The organism is Novosphingobium sp., from assembly GCF_031424035.1.
GTDB lineage: Bacteria > Pseudomonadota > Alphaproteobacteria > Sphingomonadales > Sphingomonadaceae > Novosphingobium.
Window position 1 is genome coordinate 1 of sequence record NZ_JANPGP010000130.1, and the last position, 25,230, is coordinate 25,230.

Genomic DNA, 25,230 nt, shown 5'->3' on the forward strand with positions numbered 1-25,230 from the left:
TCGACGATTGAACCGCTGATCCGCAGCCTGCTCCCCCGCGCCGAGATCATCGGCCGGCCGCGCTTTTCAACCTTGCGCCATGCCGGGGCGAAGAAGCTCAGCCGGGTGCCGCCGCGCAGTGCCATCGTCGCCTTCAGCGCCGAGCAGGTCTATGCCGTGGCCGAGCTGCTGCGTCGGTTTCGCGGCGGCGCGGCAGTGGTCATGGGCGCGCTCAGCCCGGAAACACGCAACCGGCAAGTCGCCATGTTCCAGTCGGGCGAGGTCGATTACCTCGTCGCCACCGATGCCATCGGCATGGGGCTCAACCTCGATCTCGACCATGTTGCCTTCGCTGGCCTCTCAAAGTTCGACGGCCAGCGCCAGCGCCGACTGACCACGGCGGAAATGGCGCAGATCGCCGGACGGGCGGGCCGGCATCACCGCGATGGGACCTTCGGCACGCTGTCGGGCACGCGCAGCCATGACGCCGAATTCTCGCCCGAGGAAGTCTATGCCATCGAGGAGCACCGCTTCCCGCCGCTGACCAAGTTGTTCTGGCGCAATTCGGACCCGCGTACCGATAGCCTGCAGCACCTCATCGACGATCTTTCCGCTCCGCCCGAGCGCCCCGAACTCGCCCCCGCGCCCGAGGCGATCGATCTTGCCGTGATGCGGCGGCTTTCCGAAGAACCAGACGTGGCTACCACCGTTCGCGGCCGCGCACTGGTCGAACGGTTTCGCGAGGCCTGCATGTTGCCCGACTTTCGCCAGCAAGGGGCCGAAGTCCATTCGCGCTTTGTCGCGCGGTTGTGGCAGGACCTGCGCCATGGGGCCTTGCCGACCGACTATATCGCCGCCCGGATTGCCGAACTCGACAATGTCTCGGGCGATATCGACACCCTGCAAGGGCGCATTGCCGCAATACGGTCATGGTCATACATTACTCAGAGACCCGACTGGGTTATCGCCCGCGAGGAGATGGCGGCGCGGGCGCGGGCGGTGGAGGCGCGGCTGTCCGATGCGCTCCATTCCCGGCTGACCGAACGCTTTGTCAACCGAAGGCTAACCATTCTCATGCGAGGAGCCGGCGCAGACGCGGCCCTGCTGCCGGTAACAACACAAGGAGAGGACGTTTTGGTCGACGGAGAGCCGATTGGTAAGTTGGAAGGATTCAGGTTCAAGGTCGACCCGGCGACGCATCACGCTGATCACAAGCTGCTTTTTGCCGCTGCCGAGCGCCACTTGCCGCAGATTTTCGCCGAGCGCGCCCGCGACCTGACTGAGGGCGTGGCCAGCGGCAGCGAGGCGCTGCACATCGCCAATAGCTCGCTGCTGCGCGGCAACGAAGTGTTGGCCCGGATAGAGGTTGACCGCGCGCGGTCCATGACCCCGCGCATTGTCCTCGACCGGACGCTCGAAACCGTGCCCGAGGCCGAGCGCCGGGCATTGAAAGAACGGCTCGATGAATGGCTGGTCGCCTGGCTCGCACCGCTCGCCGGGCTGGTCGCGCTTGATGAAGCGGCGCGGGCCGAGGATGGTGGGCCCGAACTGCGCGCATTGCTGATCAAGCTGGTCGATGGCGGCGGCGTTCTGCTGCGGGCGCGCTCGGGGCTTGAAGGGTTATCGAAGGAGCAGCGCCACAAGCTGCGCCAACTCAAGGTGTTCTTCGGCGCGCTCGACATCTACCTGTTTTCCGCGCTCAAGCCGGCCGCCCAGCAGCGCTGGCGCGAACTTGCCATGGCTCGGGGCTGGACCGTGCCCCCGGTACCCGAAGGTATGCCGTCGGTCATCGCGGCGGACAAGGATCGCCCCCCGGCGGCCTATCGCCGCGCCGGCAAGCAGGCGATCCGTATCGATCTGGCCGAGCGCCTGTTCCGCGCCGCCCACAGCGTGCGGGTGGAATCGCACCGCAAACCCTTCCCCATCGACGAAGCCATGGCGACTTCGATGGGCCTGACAGAGCCTGGATATGAGGCGCTGATGCGCAGCGCCGGCTTCCGCCCCAAGCCGCGCCGTGCGCTTGGCGAAGGCGAATTCGGTCCACTTACGCCCAAGCTGTGGACCTGGCTCCCGCCCCGGCCTGATGACGCCCCGCCGCGCGATCGCCCGGCACCCCGCAAGGATCGGGCAAAACCGGAGCGGGTCGCTACCGGCGGCGGTGAAGAGCGTCGGCCCGATGCAAAGGCCAGGCCACAGAAGCCGGCGCAGCAGCGCCCTGAGACGCGCCCGCCGCCACCTCTCGCCGGCGGTGGTGCCTTTGCCGGACTGGCCGATCTCCTGCGCGGCGGAGCAAAAGACTGACCTGCACGATGCGCATCGACCGCCTGTTGTGGTTCCTTCGCCTGGCTTCCAGCAGGACCCTCGCACACGACTGGGCGCTCGACGGGCATATTCGCGTGAACGGCCGGCGGATCGAGAAGCCCAGCGCCGGAATCGCGGAGGGCGATGTGCTCACCTTGCCAGTGCGTTCCGGGGTGGCTGTGATCGAGATTATCGCCCTGCCGCAGCGGCGCGGTCCCGCCTCCGAAGCCCAATCGTGCTATCGCGCGCTTGACGCGACCTCACCAATGCCGATAGCAGCACCTCAAACGAAGCAAGATATCGAAGGGGATACCAAGCCATGACCTATGTCGTCACCGACGCCTGCATCAAGTGCAAGTACATGGACTGCGTCGAGGTTTGCCCGGTCGATTGCTTCTACGAAGGTGACAACATGCTGGTGATCAACCCCAGCGAGTGCATCGATTGCGGCGTTTGCGAACCCGAATGCCCGGCCGAGGCTATCCTGCCCGACACCGAAAGCGGACTTGAGCAGTGGCTTGAGCTCAACGCCAAGTTCTCGGCCGAATGGCCCAACCTGACGACCAAGAAGGATTCGCCGGAAGATGCCGACGAGTTCAAGGGAGTCGACGACAAGTTTGAGAAGTTCTTCTCCCCCGAACCCGGCGAAGGCGACTGAACCACGCGCCTGTCCGCATGGTTTCCTGCGGATAAACCTTTGAATTACCAAGGGCTGTTCTCCCCGCCGCACGGCGCATGGCGAGGCTGTTCGCCATTGCGACTCGTGGGTCTGGCAATTTTGTTACAGTGATGCTATATAATGCTGCGAGTGGCGGCGCATTTCGCCACCTCGTACATATGGTTTCATGAAAGGCACAGGTCGCGCAAACGTGGGTTGATCGGGTTTGGAGCCCGGCGCGCCGAAAGGCGTTCCATTCTCTCCGCTCCCAATATCGCCGGCGTCATCCGATCTTGCCGAACGAAAGGACGCACGATGTCGGCCAAGGCGAACGCCTTTGATGTTGGTGACTATGTCGTTTATCCCAAGCATGGTGTCGGCCGGGTGATCGAACTGCAAGAGCAGGAAATCGCCGGAATGAAGCTGGAACTCTATGTCCTGCGATTTGAAAAGGAACGCATGACTCTGCGCGTTCCGATGAACAAGGTCGAAGCGATCGGCATGCGCAAGCTGTCGTCTGACAAGACCCTGCGCGAAGCTCTCGATACGCTCACCGGCAAGCCCAAGGTCAAGCGGACCATGTGGTCGCGCCGCGCCCAGGAATACGAAGCGAAGATCAACTCGGGCGACCTCGTGTCGATCGCCGAAGTGACGCGCGACCTGTTCCGTGCCGACGATCAGCCGGAACAGTCCTATTCGGAACGCCAGATCTTCGAAGCAGCCTCCTCGCGCCTTGCGCGCGAACTGGCGGCCATGGAAAAGACCGACGAACCGGCAGCGCTGCAGAAGATCCTCGCGATCCTGAACGAGCATGCACCCAGGTATTACGAGACTGCCGCTTCCGCCTGATACGGACGGGTAATCCAATCACCGAGAAGGGCCGCTTTCGCAAGGAAGCGGCCCTTTTTCATGACCCTCTTGAATCTCTGATTATGCTGTATTACATCAGCAACACAGATCATAGGGAGATGCCCAGATGCAATTCGCCAAGTTCATCCGCACCATCGCGCCGCTGGCGGCAGTCGTCGCCATGGGCCTCTCGGTTTCCGCCTGTGACGGTCACGTCACGATCAACGGTGACGACGGCAAGAAGCTGTCCGAACTCGACATGGGCGGAGAAGCTCCGCACAAGCTGGCGCTGTTCGGGCCGGACTTTGTGAAGGTCAGCCAAGGCGAAAAGCTCGCCATCACCATCGACGGCGATGCCGCCTCGGCGGACAAGCTGCGCTTCTCGCTCAAGAACGGCACCCTGGCGATCCTGCGCGCCAAGGACTGGAAGGAAGGCCATTCAGTCACGGTCAACGTCACCATGCCAGCCCCCCGCGAAATCGCGCAAATGGGCTCGGGCAAGATCGAGACCGGCGCGCTCGACAAGGATGCCAAAGTCAACCTGATGGGCTCGGGCGATGTCAACGCAACCGCGATGGCCGGTGACAAGCTCTCACTTGCAGTGATGGGTTCGGGCACGATGCACGGCGCCGGCACGGTCAAGCAGCTCGACCTCAAGGTCATGGGCTCGGGCAGCGCCGATCTTTCCGCGGTGAAGGCGGACAACGCCGATGTCGATATCCTCGGCTCAGGCAGCGCCTCTTTCGCTTCCGATGGTCAGGTCAAGGCCAAGATTCTCGGCTCAGGCACGGTCACCGTGAAAGGCCGGGCCACCTGCACGGTCAAATCGATGGGGTCTGGATCGCTGGTCTGCGAAAGCGGCGAGCCCAAGAAAAGCGAATAGGCCGGACGTTCATATTTTGCACAGAGTAGACGGGGTATGGCTTGGCGCCATGACCTGCTTGCGCATCCCGATCGCCCTGTTCGGCGCAGTCCTCCTTTCGGGCTGCCTTGCGCGCACCGCGCTCGACGTGGTGACCGCCCCGGTCAAGGTTGCCGGCAAGGCGGTGGATATGGCGACGACCAGCAAGTCAGAATCCGACGAAAAGCGCGGCCGCGACCTGCGCAAGCGCGAAGAACGCTATGGCAAGCTTTCGCGGCAGTTCGCCAAGGACGATGGCAAATGCCGCGAGGGTGACATTGAAGCCTGCGAACGGCGCGATGCCGCGCGCTCAGAAATGCAGCAGCTCCGCTCAACCATCCCCGCCCCGTAGGACTGATCAGGCAGCAGCGCGGCGCAGGCGGTCGTTGATCGCCGCGCCGATGCCTTCTTCGGGCACCGGGGCAACCGCCACGCGCGGCCGCGTATCGGTGGCGGCGAGATGCAGGCAGGCGTAAAGGCGCGCGGCGGCCTCGGCGAGGTCGCCCGCTTCCGAAAGGTTGGTATGGCCGGCGACCGTGCCAAACCCGATCAGATATTCATCGTCCCGCGCTTGTGTCGCGCCCAGCCGCACCGGCTTTCCGGGGGCATAGTGGCTAGCCAGTTGTCCCGGCGCCTCGATCTTGCCGGTTGACGTCATGCCGTCACCAGCCGGCCCGATAACGGCGGAAATCTCGGCTTCGTTTATCGGGCCGGGCCGCAGGATCGACCAGCCAAAGTCGCGCGGCGCAACTATTGTCGATTCAATCCCGGCCTTGCAGGCCCCGCCATCAAGCACCATGTCGACCCGGCTGCCAAGGCTCGCGGCAACGTGTTCGGCAGTCGTCGGGCTGACCCCGCCGCTGCGGTTGGCCGAAGGCGCGGCGAGCGGCAGGCCGCTGATTTCGAGCAGCGCCCGCATCGCCGGATGGGCCGGGCAGCGCAGGGCAATGGTCGGCAGGCCAGCGGTAACGGCGGGAGTAATCCCGGTGCCTTCGCGCAAGGGCAGCACCAACGTCAACGGCCCCGGCCAGAAAGCCTCCGCCAGCTTGCGCGCGCGCGCGTCGAACACGGCGAACTGATCGGCGGCCTCAAGCGAAGGCACGTGGACGATCAGCGGATTGAAGTCTGGCCGGCCCTTGGCGCGGTAAATCGAAGCGACCGCCGATTCGCTGTCCGCCCGCGCGGCAAGGCCGTAGACCGTCTCGGTCGGGACCGCGACCAAACCTCCGCTACGCAAACAGTCTGCCGCCGCGGCCAGTGCCGTAGCGTCAACCAGTCGTACGTCAGGGCCGCTCTTGCCGCTCATCCTGCTGCGCTATAGGCAAGCCAGCGAACATTCCAAGCGAAAGCCCCGGGGAACCGCCATGACCTATACACCGCCCAGTGCCGAACAGGCCTTTGCCCTGAAAATCAGCGCCAGCATCGAGGAGCTTGCGACCAGCGAGCGCTTCGCCGCCGCCAGCGCCGACATGGTTGATGCGATTGTCGAGGGGGTCGGGCAATTTGCCGCCGGTGAATTCGCCCCGCTCAGCCGCGTGGGCGACACGCAGGGCGCGCGGATGATCGACGGCGTGGTCACGCTTCCCGCCGGCTATGCCGAGGCCTACCGCGCTTATGTCGAGCAGGGCTGGAATGCGGTTTCAGGACCCGAACACTTCGGCGGTCAGGGGCTGCCATTCAGCCTCGCCGCCTGCGTTCTCGAAAGCCTCGGAACGGCCAACATGGCGTTCTCGCTGCTGCCGATGCTCACCGTCGGCGCGATCGAGGCGATCGAGAAGCACGGCTCGGACGAACAGCGCGCGATGTACCTCGCCAAGCTGGTCAGCGGCGAATGGCCGGGCACGATGAACCTGACCGAACCGCAGGCCGGGTCGGATGTCGGCGCGCTGCGCACCACTGCCACGCCGATTGAAGAAGGCGAGCACACCGGCAAGTACCTGATCAAGGGCACCAAGATCTTCATCACCTGGGGCGAGCACGAATTGGCGGACAACATCGTTCACCTTGTCCTCGCCCGCACGCCGGGAGCGCCAGCGGGCTCGCGCGGGATCAGCTTGTTTATCGTCCCGCGCTTCCACGTGGGGGCTGATGGCTCCATTGGCGCGGCGAATGACGTGAAGGCCGTAAGCCTTGAGCACAAGCTCGGCATCCACGCCTCGCCGACCTGCGTGATGTCCTATGGCGACCACGACGATTGCGTGGGCGAACTGATCGGGGCCGAGAACGAAGGCTTGAAATGCATGTTCACGATGATGAACTCGGCGCGGATCAACGTCGGCGCGCAGGGGGTTATGGTGGCCGAGGCCGCGTTGCAGCACGCGGTTGCCTATGCACAGGGCCGCGTTCAATCCTCCCGCGCCGGATCGCCCGACAAGACACCCGTCGCGATCATCGAGCATCCCGACGTGCGCCGCATGGTGCTGCGCATGCGCGCGCTGACCGAAGGCGCACGCGCGCTGCTTTACTACACCTGCGGACAAGTGGACCGCGCCGCGCTGGGCGATGAGGCAGCCAAGGCACGCGCTGACCTGCTGGTGCCGCTGATCAAGGCATGGGGGACCGACGCTGGCTGCGAAGTCGCCAGCCTTGGCGTGCAGATCCACGGCGGCATGGGCTTCATCGAGGAAACCGGCGCGGCCCAGCATTACCGCGATGCCCGGATCACCCCGATCTATGAAGGCACCAACGGCATTCAGGCCGCTGACCTCGTCACCCGCAAGCTCGGCATGGAAAACGGCGGCGTGCTGGCGGCGCTGATGGCGGAGATCGCGCGCGATGCCGGCGAGGAACGCGGCCTCTCGGCGCTGGCGGCCGACTGCGCGGCGGTGGGTGAATGGATGCGCGATTCCGCCAGCCTTGATGACAAGCTGGCCGGTTCGGTTCCGTTCCAGACGATGTGCGCGGTCGCGGTCGCAGGATGGCAACTGCTGCGCCAGTCGCGCGCCGCAGGAACAGCCGGTGGTGCATTGGCGAAGACCAAGCCGGTCGTCGCGCGCTGGTTCCTTGACCACCTCGTTCCCGAAGCTGCCGGGCTCAAGGCATCGGCGACGGCTGGTGCCGCCCTGCTCTACGCGCTCGACAGCGAGAGCCTGGCGTCATGACGTCAGACGGTCCGCTGATCGAACGGATTGCCCTTGCGCTTGAACAGCTTGCGCCCGCACCGCGCGCCGTTGCGGACTGGCTAGCCGCCCCCGCCTATGTCTGGGACGGAGCCTGCGCGCGCCCTGTCGAACGCCTCGATGCCCCAGCGCTCGCTCTGCTGCGGGGGGTTGACCAGCAGAAGGACTCCGTTGTCGGCAATGTCGTCCGCCACGCCGCCGGGCACGCCGCGCACGACATGCTGCTCTGGGGTTCGCGCGGCATGGGCAAGTCGGCGCTGATCCGTTCGGCGGTGCGCGATGCTCAGGCCGGGAACGCCGCCGCCATCGCGTTGGTTCAGGTCGCGCCCGATGCACTTTCGGGCCTCTCCGCGCTGTTCGGCGAGCTCGGCAAGGTGAAGCGCCGCTTTATCGTTTATATTGACGATCTCGGATTCGAGGACGGCGACAGCACCGGCCCGCGTCAGCTGCGCTCATGGCTCGAAGGCGGGGTCGAGGCCCGGCCGGACAATGTCCGCATCGCCGTCACCGCCAATCGCCGCGCCATTGTTTCCCGCCACATGAGCGAGCAGGACGATCCGATCAATCCGCGCGATGCCGTGGATGACCGGCTCGCACTGGCCGACCGCTTCGGGCTGTCGATCGGCTTCCACAATTGTAGCCAGGACGATTACCTAGACATCATCCGTGGCTATGCCGAGAGCCTCGATCTGCCTTTCGATGAAGGCGATGCGCTCGAATGGTCAAAGCGGCGCGGCGCCCGATCTGGCCGGGTCGCCTGGCACTATGTCACGGAACTGGCCGGGCGCGCTGGACGCCCGGTCTAACCAACAAACGCGTCCGACCCTTACTTGCTGAGCGCTTGCTCGATCTGACGACGGATCTGCGCCTCCGATGCCGAATCGATCGCGCGCGAGGGCGGCATGCGCGTGCTGGTGATCATCTTTGGCTTTGCCAGCGGCTGCGCCTTCGGTGCGATCACCCGCCAGACCACGCCGCCGACATCATCGGTGACCAACAGCGCGCCGGTCTTGTCAAAGCCGAGCCACACCGGCCGGCCGCGCGCCTTCTTACCATCGGCGAGGAACCCAGTCAGCACCGGCGCGGGCTTGCCCTTCGGGTTGCCCCATTCGTCGAAAGTGACGAAGACCACGTCATAGCCCGAGAGCGGCTTGCGGTTCCACGAACCATGCCGCGCCACGAAAGCGCCGGAGTTGAACTGCGTCCCCAGCCGGTTGCCCTCGGCGACAAAGCGCATACCGAGCGGGGCGACATGTGCGCCCAGCGCGAACTCCGGCTTGCGGACATATTCGCCGAGGAAGTCGGGCATCGGATGCTCGACCCGGTCATCAAGCCGGTCCTTCCAGTAGTACCACGGCCAGCCATACTGCGCGCCCACCGGCACATTCGTCATATAGTCGGGGACGAGGTCAGGGCCGAGCATGTCGCGCTCGTTGACCACGGTCCACAATTCGCCGGTCACCGGATTCCAGTCGAGCCCGTTGGGATTGCGCAGACCGCCGCCGTACTGGCGCATGCGGCCAGTGGCGACGTCCAGCTCATAGATCGCCGCGCGGCCCTTTTCGGCTTCAATACCCCTTTCGGCGATGTTCGATGCCGAACCGACCGCGACGTAAAGCTTGGTGCCATCGGGGCTGGCGAGCAAGTTGCGCATCCAGTGGTTGCCCGAGGCCGGCAGGTTGGCGACCTTGGTCGGCGCGCCTTCCAGCGTGGTGGCGCCGGGCGCATAGTCAAACGCCAGCACCGCGTTGTGATTGGCGATATAGAGCTTGCCGCCGATCCAGGCCATGCCCGATGGTGAATCCATGTCCTTTTCGCGCAGGACCGAGCGGGTTTCGGCCAAGCCGTCGCCATCAGCATCGCGCAGCAAAACGATTTTGTTCGGCGAAGGCTGGCCGGCCCCTGCCTTCTTCCAGAAATAACGCTCGATCATGCCGGTAATGCCGCCGCCTTCATCCTTCGTCGCGGGGTGGTCAGTCTCGGCCACCAGAACGTCACCGTTGGGCAGGACCAACATGGTTCGCGGGTGATTCAGCCCGGCAGCAAAGCGGTTGACTGCGAGGCCAGTTGCAGCCGTGGGGGCTTCGCCCGCAGCCCAGCCCACCGGCTTGGCAATTCCCATGCTGGGAATTGTCTCGGTCTCGGGCGCTCGCAGCTCGACCTGCGTGCCCTCGGTCGCACCAAGCGGCAGGTTCGAGGGGTTGCCGTGCGAGAACCAGACCCAGACGCCGCCCAGCAGGATGGCGAGGACGACAAGGACGATGAGAGGTTTTTTGAAGGAGCGCATCACCTGAAGATAGGCTCGCTCCCGGCGCCCCGCAACCGCTGCTTTTTCGGTAAGCGGCACTCCCCGGACTGCACCGTTTCGGGACAGCGCCTCAAGTCACCGCTCGGATCTCTTGGTTTTCTGCCGGTGACGATGGTAAGTTCCAAGTTAACAGGCGGGACTCGTCCGTCCAGCCTTACGGAACAGAGGGGAATTGCCCATGCGCCTTTGCGCAACTGCCATGATCGCCGCATCGACTGCCTTGTTCGCTGCACCCGCCTTCGCTCATGAGCATGGCGGTGAACCGATGCGCGGACCGCATTCGATGCATCACCAGCGGGGGGGCATGCAGCCGGGTTGGCAGCAATCTGGACCTGGCGACGGCGCCTGGGAACGCCAGCGCGAGGGCTGGCTGGTCGAATGCCGCCGCCGAATTGGCGGAAACCGCAGCGGTGCGACCGGCGCTGTCCTTGGCGGAGTCGTTGGCGGAGTGCTTGGCCATGAGGTTGCCGGTCGCGGCAATCGCGCAGTCGGTACGATCGCTGGCGCAGCGATTGGAGCCGTTGCCGGCGCCGCAATCGAACGTGGCAGCGAAGGCCGCCGTTACCGTGACGAATGCGAAGCCATGCTCGACAATTCACAGGGCGGCTATGGCCCGGGCTATCCGCAGCAGGCCTATGGCTATGGCTATGGCTATGCAGTGCCGATGATGATGGTGCCGGTCACTATGGTTTCGATGCCGATGCATCCGAAGAAGGACTGCCACGAACACGTGACGACTGAATATGTCACGACCTATGACACGGTCTACCGCAAGGTCCGCGAAGTCCGTTACCGCTCGGTGCCGACTTACAAGCGCGTGAAGGTTGTTCCCGATAAGCGCGTGCGGATGGTGCCGGACAAGCGCGTTATGGCCGACTAAGTCCTTGAATTAAAGTACCTGTTAGAGAGAAAGGCCGGAGCTGCAAAAGCAGACTCCGGCCTTTCTGCATGGGAGCCGTCTATATCCCGCCGCCGGTCAGCCGCTGGCAAATCAAATCAAGCTGGTCGAGCGTACGATAGCGGATTGTCACCGCGCCGCTGCGGGGATCGGCATCAGCTTGGATACGCACCGGCAGGCCAAGAAATTCCTCGAGGTGGGCCTGAACGGCGGCAATGTCGGCATCGTCTGCCGCCCCGCCGCTGCTGCGCGCCCGGCGCGGTTCGGCCGATGCGCCGCGGGTTTGTTTGCGCACCAACTTCTCGATTTCGCGTACCGACATCTGCTTGGCGACAACAGTCGCGGCCAACTCTTCGGCATTGCCGACACCGATCAGCGCGCGGGCGTGGCCCATCGACAGCCTGCCTTCCTGAACATAATCAAGCACGACATCGGGCAATTGCAGCAGGCGCTGGAAATTCGCCACATGGCTGCGCGACTTGTCAACGAACCGGGCGATTTCGGCCTGAGTCAGGCCCTCTTCCTCGCTCAACCGGTGATAGGCTCTCGCCTCTTCAACCGGATTAAGATCCTCGCGCTGCAGGTTCTCGATAAGCGCGAGCGCCATGACGTCGCGGTCCGACAATTCGCGAACAAGCGCTGGAATTTCATGAAGTTGCGCCCGCTGTGCGGCACGCCAGCGACGCTCACCGGCGACCAGCTGGAAACGCCCCTGCCCGACCGGGCGGACGATAATTGGCTGGATAACACCGCGCGCGGCGATCGATTCAGCCAGCTCAGCCAGCGCCGCCTCATCGAAATGGCGGCGGGGCTGGTTGGGATCAGGATCAATCAGCGAAATCGGCAGCTGGGCAAGCCCGGTCATCGCCGAGACGGTTCCTGCGGTCTGCGCAGGCACGCCGCCCACCAGTGGCTCCTCCCGCCGCGATTCGCCGAGCAGTGCGCCAAGGCCGCGCCCGAGGCCTGACATTTTGCGCTTTGCAGGCGCGGCTGATGCGGCGGGTTCGGCCTGAGGAACTGAAATACGGATTACCGGATCGTCGTTCATGCCGCTTTCCTCATCGCCGGCAGCCGCGTGATCAGTTCGCGCGCCAAGGCCATATAGGCCCGGCTGCCCGGGCAATTGTGATCGTAGACCAGCGCCGGAAGGCCATGGCTGGGTGCTTCAGACAAGCGCACATTGCGCGGGATCACCGTTTCGAACACCAGGTTGCCAAGGCAGGACCGCACGTCGTCACTGACCAGATCGGTCAGGCGGTTGCGCCGGTCGAACATCGTCAAGGCCACGCCCAGAATCGACAAGTCAGGATTGAAGCGCTGCTGCACGCGTTCGACCGTCTGGAGCAGCTGGCTGAGGCCTTCGAGCGCAAAGAATTCGCACTGCAGTGGGACCAGCAGCGTATTTGCCGCACCGAGCGCGTTGAGCGTGAGGAGCCCGAGCGACGGCGGACAATCGATCATCACAATGTCGTGGCCCTTATGTGCGGCCAGAGCATTGCGCAGGCGGTGCGCGCGATCTTCCTCGCCAACCAGCTCGACCTCGGCGCCTGACAGGTCGACCGTGGCGGGGATCAGATCAAGTCCGGGAATCTTGGTCGCATGAACGCAGTCGGCGATCGGCACCTGATCGAGCAGCACGTCGTAGGACGAGGCGGTGCGGTCTGGGGCATTAATTCCGATACCGGTCGAGGCGTTGCCCTGCGGATCAAGGTCAACCAGCAGCACCTTCCAACCGATGGCGGCAAGCGCCGTGGCAATGTTGATCGCAGTCGTGGTCTTGCCCACTCCGCCCTTCTGGTTGGCTACTGCGATGGTGATCACGCGCGGTTCCTCTTCGCTTTCGCTGTTTCGCCGCTGACTTGGCCGACGATAATCCCTGCATCGGGGTCGGTTTGTGATTGTTCCACGTGGAACATGTTTTGCCAGCCGGAGAGCTCTGCCAATTCCTGCCGTGCCGAACGCCCTTTGGGCAACAGCCAAATCGTGTCGGGTGTGGAAAAACGTGCGGATAGATTGAGCAAACGCGGCAATGGCGCAAATGCACGTGCCGAAATGACGCTGCACTTGCGAGATTCCATCAGCTCAAGTCGCGATCCGATAACTTCCGACCGCTTGAGGCCGAGGGATTCGCATGCCCCGACCAGCCAGTCGATTCGCCGCGCGCGCGATTCGACCAACAGGACGCAGGTTTCCGGCAAGACACAGGCAATCGCCAAACCGGGGAAGCCAGCCCCGGTGCCAAGATCGAGCCAGGGTCGCGACGTTTCACGTGGAACATGGTGTAGAAGCTGGAGTGAATCGGCAATGTGCCTTTGCCAGACATGGTCGAGACTGGCGGCAGCGACCAGGTTCTGGACGCTGTTCTCCTCAGCCAACATGGCAGCGAGTCGCTCAAGTCGGTCAATCGCTTCGGCGTCCACCCCAGGAATCTGGCTGACAAATTCCCGCGCCTGAACTTCATTGGTGATCACGCCGCGTTCCTTCGTGCATGGACCAGCAGCGCCGCGAGGGCTGCCGGGGTGATCCCCGGCACCCGGCCGGCCGCCGCGAGATTAGCTGGACGCGCGCGGGTGAGCCGCTCGACCATCTCGTTCGACAACCCGGGTATGCGATGATAGGCGAAGGCATCACCGAGTAGCAGCGCCTCGCTGGCACGCAGATCCCGCAGCTCGCCGTCCTGTCGGGCAAGATAGGGCGCATAGGCGGCGTCCTCGGCAACCTCGCTCGCCAGCTCCGGATCATTCGGCAGCGAATCGCCGAGCCATGGGGCCAGTCCGCCAAGGTCAACTCCGCCGAAGCGCAGCCATTCACGCAGCGACAAGCGGCCTGTATCAGCCCGCACCGGCAAGCCAGCCTGCGCAAGTTCTGTCCCGGTGGCCTGTCGATCAATCGCCGCTTCAAACGTGGCGCGATCATCCATGCGGCGATTGAACCACGCGCTGCGCGCCTCGCTCACCGCTCCAACCGATATCGCCAGCGGCGTGAGCCGGGTCGAAGCGTTGTTGGCGCGCAGCCGCAAGCGATATTCGGCGCGGGCGGTGAGCATGCGATAGGGCTCGGTCACGCCGTGCAGCGTCAGGTCATCGACCATGACCGCCATATAGCTATTAGCCCGGTCGAGCGGTGCTGGCTCGCGACCCAAGGCCTGCGCGGCAGCATGCATACCCGCTACAAGGCCCTGCGCGGCCGCTTCCTCATAGCCAGTGGTGCCGTTGATCTGCCCGGCGCAATAAAGCCCCGGCATGTCCCTCAGCTCAAGGCTGGGCCGCAGCGCGCGCGGATCGATGTGATCGTATTCCACTGCGTAGCCCGGCATCGCCATGTCGGCGCGCTCAAGCCCCGCCATGGTTCGCAGCATCGCCAGCTGGACATCAGCGGGCAATGAGGTGCTGATCCCGTTGGGATAGACCAGATGCGTATCGAGCCCTTCGGGTTCAAGGAACACCTGATGCCCGTCACGGTCGGCGAAGCGGTGGATCTTGTCCTCGATCGACGGACAATAGCGCGGTCCCGACGCACCGATAGCACCGGTGAACAGCGGCGAGCGGTGCAGGTTGGCGCGAATGATGTCATGGCTTTGCGGATTGGTGCGGGTGATCGCGCAGAAAATCTGTGGCAATGCCCGGCCCGGTACGTCGGGCCCGGGAGTCGGCAGGGCGGACATCGTCCACGGCTCGGTATCCGAAGCTTGTTCTTCGAGTACGGCCCAATCGATCGTCCGACCATCGAGCCTAGGCGGCGTGCCCGTCTTCAGCCGCGCCATCGGCAATCCGGCGCCGCGCATCTGCGCCGCGAGAACCTGCGCCGAGGCCTCGCCAATGCGCCCGCCGACAAGCCGCTCCTCACCCCTGAACAGTGTGCCGCCAAGAAAGGTGCCGGTGCACAGCACCACGGCCGGGGCTTGCAAGGCTGTGCCATCTGCCAGATCGATCCCGCATACGCGTCCAGCATCGATCCTCAGGGCCGCCGCCTCACCGGCAATAGTCGTCAAGTCTCCTTGCTGGCCGAGCAGCGTCTGGACTGCCGTCTTGAACCGCTTGCGGTCGGCCTGGACGCGGGGGCCCTGCACCGCTGTGCCCTTCGAGCGGTTGAGCATGCGATAATGGATCGCGCCAGCATCGGCAGCGCGGGCAATGATGCCATCGAAAGCATCGACTTCGCGCACGAGATGTCCCTTGCCCAGCCCGCCGATGGCCGGGTTGCAGCTCATCGCGCCAATCATTGCCGGATTGAAAGTCACCAGCGCCACGCGCGCACCCATGCGGGCCGCGACGGCAGCGGCCTCAACCCCGGCGTGTCCTCCGCCGATTACGATGATGTCAAACTGGTGCATGTTGCCCGCGTTTAGCCTCGCAAGACCGCGCGGTCAAAACCCGGCATGTTTCACGTGGAACACTTCACTTGCCGATGCAGAACCTGCTGAACAGCGTGTCGAGCATGTGCTCGGTTGTGGTGCGTCCGAGCAGGCTATCAAAAGCCAGCCGTGCCTGCCGCAGCCCTTCGGCGGCCAGCAAGGGATCAACCTCATGCCGAGCGTCGGCCAGCGCCCGGGTAGCCCGGGTCAGCAGGCGGTGCTGCCGTTCGTTTAGCGCCACGTCGCCGGGCGCAGGCATGGCCTTGCGCGCCGCCATGACCAGATCATGCCGAAGGTCGTCCATACCCGCCCCGGTCATGGCCGAAATGCGGTGCCGCGCAGTACGCTTGGGCTGCGAATCATTGCGGTCGATTTGCGAGGCAATTTCCCAGGCGTCTTGCGGCCCCATGCCTTCGGGGCCAAGCCAGAGCACAAGATCCGCTCGGTCGAGCGCTTCCATCGCCCGTTCGATGCCGATGGCTTCGATCTCGTCATCAACCGCGTCGTGGAGGCCAGCTGTGTCGGCAAACAGGAACGGCACGCCCTCGATCGCCACCGGGCGGGTCAAAACATCGCGGGTCGTGCCGGCAATTGGCGTTGTTATAGCCGCATTAGATTCAACCAACTCGTTGAATAGTGTGCTTTTTCCAAGGTTTGGCGGACCCGCGATAACTACACGGAATCCCTCGCGCAGAACTTCAGCGCGCGGACGGCTCAGCCAGTCGCCAATTTCGGCGCGCAAGGATTCGATTTCTTGCGGGAATTCGGGCGGCAACAGCGCGACATCGTCTTCGTCGGCAAAATCGAGCACCGCTTCAAGGCTGGCCGAAGCCATCAATAGCCGCTCCCGCCATTCCTCGACCAGCCGCGAGAACGTTCCGCCCGCCATGGCCATCGCGCTGCGGCGCTGGAGTTCGGTCTCGGCGGAGAGCAGGTCCGCCAGCCCTTCAGCCTCGGCCAGATCGATTCGCCCGTTGGCGAAGGCACGGCGGGTAAATTCGCCCGGCTCGGCCTCACGCAGGCCGGGGAGCTCGCCCAGCGCATTTTCCAGCGCGGCGATAACCGCGCGGCCGCCGTGCAAGTGAAACTCGGCCAGATCTTCGCCCGTCGCAGTGCCCGGCCCCGGAAACCAGGCGACGAGCGCGCGGTCGATCTCTTCGCCCTCGCCGTCAATCAACCGCGCCACGCCCATGCGGCGCGGTTCGGGAATCGTTCCGGTCAGCGAGCGCAGGGCATTGCCCGCCCCCGGTCCGCTCACCCGGACAATGGCGATCGCGGCAGGCGGAGAGCCGCTCGACAAGGCGAAGATCGTATCGGTCATGCGGTGTCGGCGATCAGCTCTCGCCGTCCTTTTTCTTTTTCGCACTGCCGCTCATCCCGGCGTCCATGAATTGCTTGAAAATGTTGAGGCCGATCTCGCCCATCGGCGCGACCTGCTTGGCCATGGTCTGCAGCTTTTCGAGATCACCGACGCCCTGCATTGCCTTGGCCACGGCATCGACATAAACGTCGTTGGCCTTGGCGACATCCGGCAGACCCAGAAAGCGGCGGGCTTCCTCTGGCGAGCAATCAACCTCGACGTGAACCTTCATGGACTATGCCTCCCGCGCCCGCGTGGCGCTCAACAACTAGATGGGCAGCCCGCGCGCTCTTGGCAATGGCCTTGCGCAGCACCGAAAGATTGGGCCAAAGAAGCGGCAAGCGCCAACCGCACACTTTACCCAAGGAGAGTTTCGATGGGCGAAAAGGTCCGCATCCCCACGTTCGAAGGCGACAAAAGCTTCCCCGCCTATGTCGCCCGCCCCGCCGGAGCCCCGCGCACCGCGATCATCGTCGTGCAGGAAGTGTTCGGCGTGAACCCGGGCATCCGCAAGAAGGCCGATGACTGGGCCGCCAAGGGCTACCTCGCGGTGGCTCCCGAAGTGTTCTGGCGGCAGGCCGAAGGCATCGATCTCGATTCGGATATTCCTGAGGAGTTCCAGCAAGCGATCCGCCACATGATGGCACACGATTTCGATACCGGCGTGCGCGATATCGAGGCGACCATCCGCTGGATTCGCGGCGTGGAAGGCGTGGACAAGGTCGGCCTTGTCGGCTTCTGCATGGGCGGCAAGGTGGCCTATCAGGCCGCCGCGCGCACCGATATCGATGCATCGGTCGGCTACTATGCCGTCGGCATCGACCAGATGCTGAACGAGTCTCACGCCATCGCCCGGCCGCTCATGCTGCACGTGCCCACAGCTGACGGTTTCGTGCCCCCCGAAGCGCAGGCAGCGATGCATGCCGGGCTGGATGACAATGCCCACGTGACAATCCACGATTACGCCGGGCTCGATCACGGCTTTGCGGCAGAACACGGCGTGCGCCGGCAGGATGTGGCGGCGCAGCTTGCCGATCAGCGGACAGACAAGTTCTTCGCGGCGAACCTCGCCTGATCAGTTGATGCCAAACGTGTCGATCGCCTGGAAAATCCGGGCGATCGCCGCGCGGTCTTCTTCGGGGATTTCGGGATGCCAGATCTCGAACAACAGGATGACGCGGGTTTCGGGTCCGGCGTTGATCGCCTCGTGCTCGATGGAATCATCGAAGACCAGCGCCTGCCCGTCGATCCATTCGCGCCGTTCATTCCCGACGCGCAGCGAACAGCCCGGTGCAGTCCGCACCGGGACATGGCAGATCAGCCGCGTATTGAGCATGCCGTGGTGCGGCGTGATATGCGCACCGGGCAGCAGGCGCGACCACAGCGCGTTGGGCGCGCGTCCGGGCACCTGTGGCAGCGGCGCATGGCCAAGCGCCTCCATGGTGCGCGGACAGGCTCTGGCGTGGTCCTCGACCAACGCCCCGTCCTGCCAGAAATAGTGCGCGCTCCAGTCCATCCGGCCGAGCAGCGGATTGTTCTGTGCGGGGCGGTTGGCCTGCTGCTTTACATAGGGTTCGAAACCCGCTCCCTCGCGCGCTTCCAGTTCCTCACGCATCGCGGGAGCTAGCGCCAGCATTGATTCGAGCCAAGGGAAATCCGTAGCATCGTAGAACCACTTCTGCGGCAGGCCCGGATAGTAGAAAACCGAGGGCTCCTGCAGGTAAAGCCGCGACTGCCCGGTGAGCAGGTCGATCGCCTCGCGCATCGTCGGGCTGAGCGCATCGCCAACGACTTCGCGCAGGTGCGCGCCGTAATCACCCTTGGATGATTCGATGAAGTGCCGGCCATGCGCCATCAAGTTGGCGAGCGGCGGCGGGACGGGGGACCCGGTCGCCACCTGATTCGACGCCGCCTGATAGAAACTGGACGCGCCGCGCCGATCGCCCTGCCGCTCGCGCAGGTGGCCTTTGACCAACAGCGCAGCGACATCGCGGGTTTCCAGTTTCAATTGCCGGTCAATCGCCGCTTCAGCTGCATCGAGATTGCCCAGCGCCAGCTCGACATTGCCGAGCGCCATCCAGGGGAATTCGATTTCGGGCAGTGCACCGCTCGCCGATCGCAGCAATTCTGCCGCGCGCTGCGAATCGCGTGCTTGCAAGGCGGCAAGGCCCTCGGCGATCGCTTGATGCGGATCCGAAGGGCCTGCCATCCTGCTGTCCTTACTGATTCATCGTTGCGAAGAAGTCCTCGTTGGACTTGGAGTCCTTCATCTTGTCGAGCAGGAACTCCATCGCGTCGACCGTGCCCATCTGCATGAGGATACGGCGCAGGACCCACATTTTCGAGAGCTGGTCCTTGGGAACCAGCAGCTCTTCCTTGCGGGTGCCGCTCTTGCCCACGTCGAGCGCGGGGAAGATGCGCTTGTCGGAAACCTTCCGATCAAGGACGATTTCCGAGTTACCGGTGCCCTTGAATTCTTCGAAGATGACCTCGTCCATGCGGCTGCCGGTATCGAGCAGGGCCGTGGCGATGATCGAGAGTGAACCGCCCTCCTCAATGTTGCGCGCCGCGCCGAAGAAGCGCTTGGGGCGCTGCAGGGCGTTGGCGTCGACACCGCCGGTGAGCACCTTGCCCGAGCTGGGCACGACCGTGTTGTAGGCGCGGCCAAGGCGGGTGATCGAGTCCAGCAGGATCACGACATCGCGCTTGTGCTCGACCAGACGCTTGGCTTTTTCAATAACCATTTCAGCAACTTGCACGTGACGCGTGGCGGGTTCGTCGAAAGTGGAGGAGATCACCTCGCCCTTCACGCTGCGCTGCATGTCGGTGACTTCTTCCGGGCGTTCGTCGACCAGCAGGACGAGCAGGAACACTTCGGGATGGTTGTCGGTAATGGCCTTGGCGATGTTCTGCAGCAGCACCGTTTTACCGGTGCGCGGCGGCGCGACGATCAGCGCGCGCTGGCCCTTGCCCTGCGGGCTGATGAGATCGATCACGCGGGCCGACTTGTCCTTGACCGTCGGGTCCGAACTGTCGAGCACGAGGCGCTCGTCCGGATAGAGCGGGGTCAGGTTGTCGAAATTGACGCGGTGGCGAACGGCTTCGGGTTCATCAAAGTTGACCTTGGTCAGCTTGGTGATGGCAAAATAGCGCTCGCCGTCCTTGGGGGCGCGGATCTCGCCTTCAACCGTGTCACCGGTGCGCAGGCCCCATTTGCGGACCTGGTTCGGCGAAACGTAAATATCGTCAGGCCCGGCGAGGTAATTCGCTTCGGGGCTGCGCAGGAAGCCGAAACCTTCGGGCAGCACTTCGATCGTGCCGAGACCCATGATTTCCTCGCCGTCTTCGGCGACTTCCTTGAGGATGGCGAACATCAGATCCTGGCGGCGCAGCGTGCTGGCGCCCTCGACCTCGTATTCCTCGGCCATCTCGACCAGATCGGCCGACGTTTTTTTCTTGAGTTCTTTCAGATGCATCTTTTGTATTCCATGTATTTTTATACGTGATGGCCGGGCGGGTCGATGGGCTTGGAGAAAGCAGACCTGCTCGCGCGCAAAAGGGCGCGAGCCTTGCCGGACAGGCGCGATTTATGCCTCTATTCGCCAAAGGTCAACGCGGTTCAGATCCTCTCCGCTTTCGCCGTAGGCGCAAACGGGGAGGTGGCCGAAGCGCAGCGAAGGTCGGAGGGGTATCGAGGTCAGCGCTATTGCCCCTCCGTCAGTTCCTGCGGAACTGCCACCTCCCCAAATGCGCTACGCGAATTTGGGGAGGATCTTGAAGGTCAAAACGGACGGATCACCACGAGCACAACGATCAGCGCGGCTGCGATCCCGGGGACTTCGTTGAGCAGGCGCAGCTTCTTGCCGGTCAGCCGCCGTTCGCCGCGCGCCAAGGACTTGTGATAGCCGGCCAGCCACACGTGATAGCCGCTCAATGCTGCGACGAGCAGCAGCTTGGCGAGGAACCATGGTTGAGTGAGAGCGCCGGTGGTGACCGCCAACAGCAGCCCCAGCACCCAGACGATGGTCATCGACGGCCACAGGATGATCTTGAGCAGCTTGCCCTCACGCTCCGTCCAGACCGCGTTCTCGGGTGAACCTTCGGGCGCTTCCTGATGATAGACGAAATAGCGCGGCAGCATGAACAGCCCGGCCATCCAGAAGATCACGAAGATGATGTGTCCGGCCTTGAGCCAGTAGTAAGTCATGCTGAGCACCGTAAGCATGGGTGGGAATGTAGGCGAGGCTCAGGGCCGGCGCCAGCCCCTGACTGTCGCCAGAGCCGTCGAAACATTGTCGATCGGGGTCGTCTGGCCGATGCCGTGGCCCAGATTGAACACGTGGGGCCGATCGGCAAAGGCATCGAGCACGCGGCGGGTCTGGCGTTCGAGCTCTTCGCCACCAGCCAGCAGCAGCAGCGGATCGAGATTGCCCTGCACCGGCAAACCTTCTGGCAGGTTGCGGTGTGCCCAGATTGGATCGACCGTTTCATCAAGGCCCAGCACGTCAACCTTCGTCTCGCGCGCATAGGCGGGAAGCTTTTCGCCTGAGCCCTTGGGGAAACCGATGATCGGCACGCCTGGGCAGCGCGCGCGCAACTGGCTGACGATGGCGGCATTGGGGGCAATGACCCAGCGCTCGAACTCGGCGGGGGCAAGGCTGCCCGCCCACGAATCGAAAAGTTGCACCGCCTCGGCCCCGGCGGCGATCTGGCCAGCGAGGTAATCGACGGTTACCTCGACGATGGCATCGATGATCGCCTGCATGGCCGCCGGATCGCGGTAAGCTAGCGCGCGTGTATCGTGCTGGTCGCGGCTGCCCTCGCCCGCCACCATATAGGTCGCGACGGTCCAGGGACTTCCCGCAAAGCCGAGCAGCGTGCGGTCACTGCCCAGCCCCGCCTTCACCCGCGCCACGGTTTCATAAATCGGATCGAGCCGAGACGGCACAGCTGCAAGCGAGGACAACGCCGTATCGATCAGCCGCGGCGACAGGTGCGGACCTTCGCCGACGAGGAACTGCAGGTCCTGCCCCATGGCGTAAGGCACGATCAGGATGTCGGAAAACAGGATCGCGCCGTCAAAGCCGAAGCGCCGGATCGGCTGCAGGGTAATCTCTGCGGCGGCCTCTGCGTCATAGACCAGCGCGAGGAATCCGCCCTTCTCTGCCCGCAGTGCGCGGTACTCTGGAAGGTAGCGGCCCGCCTGTCGCATGAACCACACCGGGCGCGTTTCCCCATTGGTTCCGCGCAGGGTTTCGAGAAGGAGTCCGGCCATCGGATCAGGTCCCAAACAAAATAAGAGAAAGTTTTATATAAGGATTCTGTAGGTAGTTGGCCTGTGGATACTGGGCACAACGCGCCCTTGCCTGAATTGTCCCGGCCTGAACAGGGGGGGCGGCTTCCCGAATCGCCGGTCCGGTGCGTCAAGCAGGACTTATCCCCCCTGTCTCCAGCCTGTGGGAATCGTTATCCACCTGTCCACAAGAGTCCGATCGCCGCGCCGGTAGTGGGTGGGAATCGGGGCCTTCGCCAACCGGCCAAGTTGTCACCAGCCTTGTCCCGTGGTTTATGCCCCCATCTGTCCACAAGGCGGCGCGACTGTTTCCATGCCCAAGATTCATATCCATCTTCTGTCGGATTCCACCGGCGAAACGCTGGAGATGATCGCTAAGGCGGCGCTGGCCCAGTTCGACGATGCCCAGGTCTCGCGCCACTTCTGGCCGATGGTCCGCAGCCAGCAACATATGGACCGCGTGCTTGGCGAAATTGCGGCGCATCCGGGGCTGGTGCTGTTCACGTTGGTCAATTCCGAGCTGCGAAACCGGTTGGAGGAACGCTGCCGTGCGCTCGCCCTACCCTCGGTCGCGGCGCTCGATACGGTGACCGCCGTGCTGGAGGACCTGCTGGGCGAACAGGCCAAGGCCCGCCCCGGCCGCCAGCACCTGATGGACGATGCCTATTTCGCCCGCGTCGATGCCATCCACTACACCATCGCTCATGACGACGGGGTGAGCCACGAGGACTGGGAAGAGGCGGACATTGTCCTCGCCGGCGTGTCGCGCACGTCAAAGACGCCAACCTCGATCTACCTCGCCAACCGCGGCTACAAGGTGGCGAACATTCCCATCGTGCCGGAAAGCCCGCCGCCCGATGCGCTCTATTCGCTGAAGCGCCCGCTGGTGGTGGGGCTGACCACAGCACCTGACCGGCTGATTCAGGTGCGGCGCAACCGGCTGCTTTCGCTCAACCAGCGGCCCGAAACCGCCTATGTTGACGAGGATCGCGTGGCCAAGGAAGTGAAGTATGCCCGGCGCATGTTTGCGGATAACGGCTGGCCGGTGATCGACGTCACCCGCCGTTCAATCGAGGAAACGGCGGCGGCAGTGATCCGGCTGTATGACGACCAGAAGGGCAGCGAAGAAGAATCATGATCATCCTCGCTTCGCAAAGCGCCTCGCGCAAGGCCATGCTCGGAGCTGTCGGCGTGGATTTCATTGCCGCGCCTGCACCAGTGGACGAACGCGCACTTGAAGCCGCGCTTGCCGGTGCTTCGCCGGAAACGGTGGCAGAGGAACTGGCGAAGGCCAAGGCGCTTGCCGCCGCTCCCGCCCACCCGGGGCGGGTTGTTTTGGGCAGCGACTCTCTCGTCGTGGTTGATGGTCGCCGCTTCGACAAGCCGGCAAGCCGCGAGGATGCGGCCGAACATCTGCGCTTCTTCTCGGGCCGCACGATGGAGCTGCACAGCGCCGCGGCGCTCGCACGCGACGGAGAAGTGCTGTGGAGCAGCGGCGATATCGCCCGGCTGAAGCTGCGGACCTTGTCGGAGGCCTTCATTGCCGACTATCTCGCGCACGAATGGCCGGCGGTGAGCGGCTGCGTGGGCGTGTTCCGGATCGAGGCGCGCGGGCCGCAGCTGTTTGCGGGTATCAAAGGGGATCACTTTACCGTGCTTGGCATGCCGCTCCTGCTGGTACTCGGCGCTTTGCGCGATCTGGGCGAGCTGACTTCGTGACGGGTCCCTATGCCGAAGTGATCGGCGATCCCATCGAGCAGTCGAAAAGCCCGACGATTCACGGCTTCTGGCTGGCCGAACTGGGTATTGCCGCCGAATACCGCGCCTGCCACGTGCTATCGGACGGCGTAGAGGTCTACCTCGCCGAGCGCCGCGCTGATTCTGATTGGCGCGGATGCAATGTCACCATGCCGCATAAGCAGGCGGTCATGCCCTTCCTTGACGCGATTGATCCACTCGCCGCGCGCATTGGCGCGGTGAACACCATTGTCCGCGAAGATGATAGGCTGGTCGGCTACAACACCGACGTGGCCGGTTTCCTTGAGCCGCTGCAGTCGCGGCTGAGCGAGGTCCACCTCTACCGCATGGCGCGCATTCTCGGCGCAGGCGGCGCGGCGCGGGCGATCATTGCCGCGCTGGCAGGCAAGAATTTCACGCTGGTCGTGGCGGCGCGCGATCCGGCCAAGGCGCGCGCCCTGCTCGATGAGCTCGATCCCGACGGCGAGCACCACGCCGTCGACCTCGCCCATTTCGCACCCGAAACTGACTTTGAATTCGACGACCGCAAGGGCTGTCTGGACCTGATCATTAACGCCAGCCCGCTCGGCATGGCGGGTAAACCGCCGCTGGCCTTTGACTTCAGCCATGCCCCGCCCGGATCGGTGGTCTATGACATTGTCACGCATCCGCTGGACACGCCGCTGCTGCAAACTGCCCTTGCTCAGGGCCTGCCGACGATCGACGGCCTTGCCATGCTGATCGGGCAAGCCGCGGCTGCGTTCGAGAAGTTTTACGGCCAGCCAGCCCCGCGCGCGCATGACGCCGAATTGCGCGCCATGCTCACGGCATGAGCAAGCCCTTTATCCTGGGTCTCACCGGCTCGATCGGCATGGGCAAATCGGCGGTCGCAGCCATGTTCGCCGGTCTGGGTGTGCCCGTCTTCGATGCCGACAAGGCGGTTCACGAATTGCAAGGCCCCGGTGGTCCGCTGCTCCCGGCGATTGAAGCCGCCTTCCCCGGCACAACCGGACCGGACGGCGTCGACCGGCAGAAGCTGGGTGCTGCCGTCTTCGGTGATGCCCCGGCGCTGGCGCGGCTGGAGGCTATTGTCCACCCGGCGGTCGCGGCGATGCGGCGGCAGTTTCTGCACGACATGGCCCACGAACCGCTGGTGGTTTTCGACATTCCGTTGCTGTTCGAAAAGGGCAGCAATGCCGGGGTCGATGCCGTGCTGGTCGTTTCCGCCGGGCCGGAAGCCCAACGCGCCCGCGTCCTTGCCCGTCCCGGCATGACCGAGGAAAAGTTCGAACGCATTTTGGGCTTGCAGGTCCCCGATGCCGAGAAGCGCGCCCGCGCCGATTTCGTCATCGATACCGGCGTCTCGCTCGCCGAAACGCGCCATGCCGTCCAGGCGCTGGTCCACGCCCTGCTCGGTAAGCCGGCCCCCTGACGCGGCAGGGCGACGTGACATGAAAATTTCCGAGTCACGCC

The 25,230-nt window shown here is 64.2% G+C and carries 26 protein-coding genes; 14 read left to right on the forward strand and 12 right to left on the reverse strand.

The window, feature by feature from the left end; all coding sequences use genetic code 11:
• From RMO89_RS17845 to RMO89_RS17870, 6 genes are all read left to right on the forward strand, one after another.
• A partial coding sequence (locus RMO89_RS17845) for a helicase-related protein (RefSeq protein WP_310534838.1) occupies nt 1-2,280 on the forward strand: 2,280 nt, incomplete at its 5' end.
• An 8-nt stretch (nt 2,281-2,288) separates the two neighbouring features.
• Complete coding sequence (locus RMO89_RS17850) at nt 2,289-2,603, forward strand: S4 domain-containing protein (protein WP_310534839.1); 315 nt, start codon at nt 2,289-2,291, stop codon at nt 2,601-2,603.
• Complete coding sequence (gene fdxA, locus RMO89_RS17855) at nt 2,600-2,938, forward strand: ferredoxin FdxA (RefSeq protein ID WP_310534840.1); 339 nt, start codon at nt 2,600-2,602, stop codon at nt 2,936-2,938. The genes RMO89_RS17850 and fdxA overlap by 4 nt, the downstream gene beginning before the upstream one ends.
• Before the next feature lie 315 nt (nt 2,939-3,253).
• On the forward strand, nt 3,254-3,787 hold the full coding sequence (locus tag RMO89_RS17860; RefSeq protein ID WP_310534841.1) for a CarD family transcriptional regulator: 534 nt from the start codon (nt 3,254-3,256) through the stop codon (nt 3,785-3,787).
• A gap of 127 nt (nt 3,788-3,914) precedes the next feature.
• A complete protein-coding gene (locus RMO89_RS17865) occupies nt 3,915-4,670 on the forward strand; it encodes a head GIN domain-containing protein (protein WP_310534842.1) in 756 nt (251 codons plus the stop codon).
• Between the two features lie 49 nt (nt 4,671-4,719).
• Complete coding sequence (locus RMO89_RS17870; protein ID WP_310534843.1) at nt 4,720-5,040, forward strand: hypothetical protein; 321 nt, start codon at nt 4,720-4,722, stop codon at nt 5,038-5,040.
• Nucleotides 5,041-5,046: 6 nt separating this feature from the next.
• Here RMO89_RS17870 and RMO89_RS17875 read toward each other — a convergent pair whose 3' ends face one another.
• Nucleotides 5,047-5,994, reverse strand: coding sequence for an L-threonylcarbamoyladenylate synthase (locus tag RMO89_RS17875; RefSeq protein ID WP_310534844.1), 948 nt, complete (start codon nt 5,992-5,994; stop codon nt 5,047-5,049).
• 58 nt (nt 5,995-6,052) lie between these two features.
• Here RMO89_RS17875 and RMO89_RS17880 point away from each other — a divergent pair, with 58 nt between their 5' ends.
• The gene (locus RMO89_RS17880) at nt 6,053-7,789 is read left to right on the forward strand and encodes an acyl-CoA dehydrogenase (RefSeq protein WP_310534845.1); all 1,737 of its coding nucleotides are present in this window, start codon (nt 6,053-6,055) and stop codon (nt 7,787-7,789) included.
• On the forward strand, nt 7,786-8,613 hold the full coding sequence (locus RMO89_RS17885; protein ID WP_310534846.1) for an ATP-binding protein: 828 nt from the start codon (nt 7,786-7,788) through the stop codon (nt 8,611-8,613). Before RMO89_RS17880 ends, RMO89_RS17885 begins: the two co-directional genes overlap by 4 nt.
• 20 nt (nt 8,614-8,633) lie before the next feature.
• Here the strand turns inward: RMO89_RS17885 and RMO89_RS17890 are convergent, their stop codons facing one another.
• The gene (locus RMO89_RS17890) at nt 8,634-10,094 is read right to left on the reverse strand and encodes a sorbosone dehydrogenase family protein (protein WP_310534847.1); all 1,461 of its coding nucleotides are present in this window, start codon (nt 10,092-10,094) and stop codon (nt 8,634-8,636) included.
• A 220-nt stretch (nt 10,095-10,314) separates the two neighbouring features.
• On the opposite strand from RMO89_RS17890, the gene RMO89_RS17895 reads away from it, so the two are divergent.
• The gene (locus RMO89_RS17895; protein ID WP_310534848.1) at nt 10,315-10,995 is read left to right on the forward strand and encodes a glycine zipper 2TM domain-containing protein; all 681 of its coding nucleotides are present in this window, start codon (nt 10,315-10,317) and stop codon (nt 10,993-10,995) included.
• A gap of 79 nt (nt 10,996-11,074) precedes the next feature.
• Here the strand turns inward: RMO89_RS17895 and RMO89_RS17900 are convergent, their stop codons facing one another.
• From RMO89_RS17900 to RMO89_RS17925, 6 genes are all read right to left on the reverse strand, one after another.
• Nucleotides 11,075-12,061 carry a ParB/RepB/Spo0J family partition protein gene (locus RMO89_RS17900; protein WP_310534850.1) on the reverse strand — a complete coding sequence of 329 codons (987 nt, stop codon included), beginning with the start codon at nt 12,059-12,061 and terminating at the stop codon, nt 11,075-11,077.
• Nucleotides 12,058-12,834, reverse strand: a complete 777-nt coding sequence (locus RMO89_RS17905) for an AAA family ATPase (protein ID WP_310534852.1) — start codon at nt 12,832-12,834, stop codon at nt 12,058-12,060. Before RMO89_RS17905 ends, RMO89_RS17900 begins: the two co-directional genes overlap by 4 nt.
• Nucleotides 12,831-13,484 carry a 16S rRNA (guanine(527)-N(7))-methyltransferase RsmG gene (gene rsmG, locus RMO89_RS17910; RefSeq protein ID WP_310534854.1) on the reverse strand — a complete coding sequence of 218 codons (654 nt, stop codon included), beginning with the start codon at nt 13,482-13,484 and terminating at the stop codon, nt 12,831-12,833. The genes RMO89_RS17905 and rsmG overlap by 4 nt, the downstream gene beginning before the upstream one ends.
• The gene (mnmG, locus tag RMO89_RS17915; RefSeq protein ID WP_310534855.1) at nt 13,481-15,346 is read right to left on the reverse strand and encodes a tRNA uridine-5-carboxymethylaminomethyl(34) synthesis enzyme MnmG; all 1,866 of its coding nucleotides are present in this window, start codon (nt 15,344-15,346) and stop codon (nt 13,481-13,483) included. Before mnmG ends, rsmG begins: the two co-directional genes overlap by 4 nt.
• Before the next feature lie 64 nt (nt 15,347-15,410).
• Nucleotides 15,411-16,688 (reverse strand): tRNA uridine-5-carboxymethylaminomethyl(34) synthesis GTPase MnmE, encoded by a 1,278-nt coding sequence (mnmE, locus tag RMO89_RS17920; protein ID WP_310534857.1) that lies wholly within the window; start codon nt 16,686-16,688, stop codon nt 15,411-15,413.
• Between the two features lie 13 nt (nt 16,689-16,701).
• Complete coding sequence (locus RMO89_RS17925) at nt 16,702-16,959, reverse strand: DUF6489 family protein (RefSeq protein WP_310534859.1); 258 nt, start codon at nt 16,957-16,959, stop codon at nt 16,702-16,704.
• A gap of 144 nt (nt 16,960-17,103) precedes the next feature.
• On the opposite strand from RMO89_RS17925, the gene RMO89_RS17930 reads away from it, so the two are divergent.
• Nucleotides 17,104-17,802, forward strand: a complete 699-nt coding sequence (locus RMO89_RS17930) for a dienelactone hydrolase family protein (protein ID WP_310534860.1) — start codon at nt 17,104-17,106, stop codon at nt 17,800-17,802.
• On the opposite strand, the gene RMO89_RS17935 is transcribed toward RMO89_RS17930, so the two are convergent.
• From RMO89_RS17935 to hemE, 4 genes are all read right to left on the reverse strand, one after another.
• Complete coding sequence (locus RMO89_RS17935) at nt 17,803-18,936, reverse strand: aspartyl/asparaginyl beta-hydroxylase domain-containing protein (protein WP_310534861.1); 1,134 nt, start codon at nt 18,934-18,936, stop codon at nt 17,803-17,805.
• Nucleotides 18,937-18,946: 10 nt separating this feature from the next.
• Nucleotides 18,947-20,203: a transcription termination factor Rho gene (gene rho, locus RMO89_RS17940; RefSeq protein WP_310534862.1), complete on the reverse strand. Its 1,257-nt coding sequence runs from the start codon at nt 20,201-20,203 to the stop codon at nt 18,947-18,949.
• A 305-nt stretch (nt 20,204-20,508) separates the two neighbouring features.
• Nucleotides 20,509-20,952 (reverse strand): CopD family protein, encoded by a 444-nt coding sequence (locus RMO89_RS17945; RefSeq protein ID WP_310534863.1) that lies wholly within the window; start codon nt 20,950-20,952, stop codon nt 20,509-20,511.
• 21 nt (nt 20,953-20,973) lie between these two features.
• The gene (gene hemE, locus RMO89_RS17950; RefSeq protein ID WP_310534865.1) at nt 20,974-22,002 is read right to left on the reverse strand and encodes a uroporphyrinogen decarboxylase; all 1,029 of its coding nucleotides are present in this window, start codon (nt 22,000-22,002) and stop codon (nt 20,974-20,976) included.
• 331 nt (nt 22,003-22,333) lie between these two features.
• Between hemE and RMO89_RS17955 the strand changes: the two genes are divergently transcribed.
• Genes RMO89_RS17955 through coaE form a run of 4 tightly spaced genes read left to right on the forward strand, consistent with a single transcriptional unit; the run spans nt 22,334 to nt 25,189 of the window.
• Nucleotides 22,334-23,158, forward strand: a complete 825-nt coding sequence (locus RMO89_RS17955; RefSeq protein WP_310534866.1) for a pyruvate, water dikinase regulatory protein — start codon at nt 22,334-22,336, stop codon at nt 23,156-23,158.
• Complete coding sequence (locus RMO89_RS17960; protein WP_310534867.1) at nt 23,155-23,739, forward strand: Maf family protein; 585 nt, start codon at nt 23,155-23,157, stop codon at nt 23,737-23,739. The genes RMO89_RS17955 and RMO89_RS17960 overlap by 4 nt, the downstream gene beginning before the upstream one ends.
• A complete protein-coding gene (aroE, locus tag RMO89_RS17965; protein WP_310534869.1) occupies nt 23,736-24,590 on the forward strand; it encodes a shikimate dehydrogenase in 855 nt (284 codons plus the stop codon). The genes RMO89_RS17960 and aroE overlap by 4 nt, the downstream gene beginning before the upstream one ends.
• Nucleotides 24,587-25,189 (forward strand): dephospho-CoA kinase, encoded by a 603-nt coding sequence (gene coaE, locus RMO89_RS17970; RefSeq protein WP_310534870.1) that lies wholly within the window; start codon nt 24,587-24,589, stop codon nt 25,187-25,189. The genes aroE and coaE overlap by 4 nt, the downstream gene beginning before the upstream one ends.
• Nucleotides 25,190-25,230: the final 41 nt, after the last annotated feature.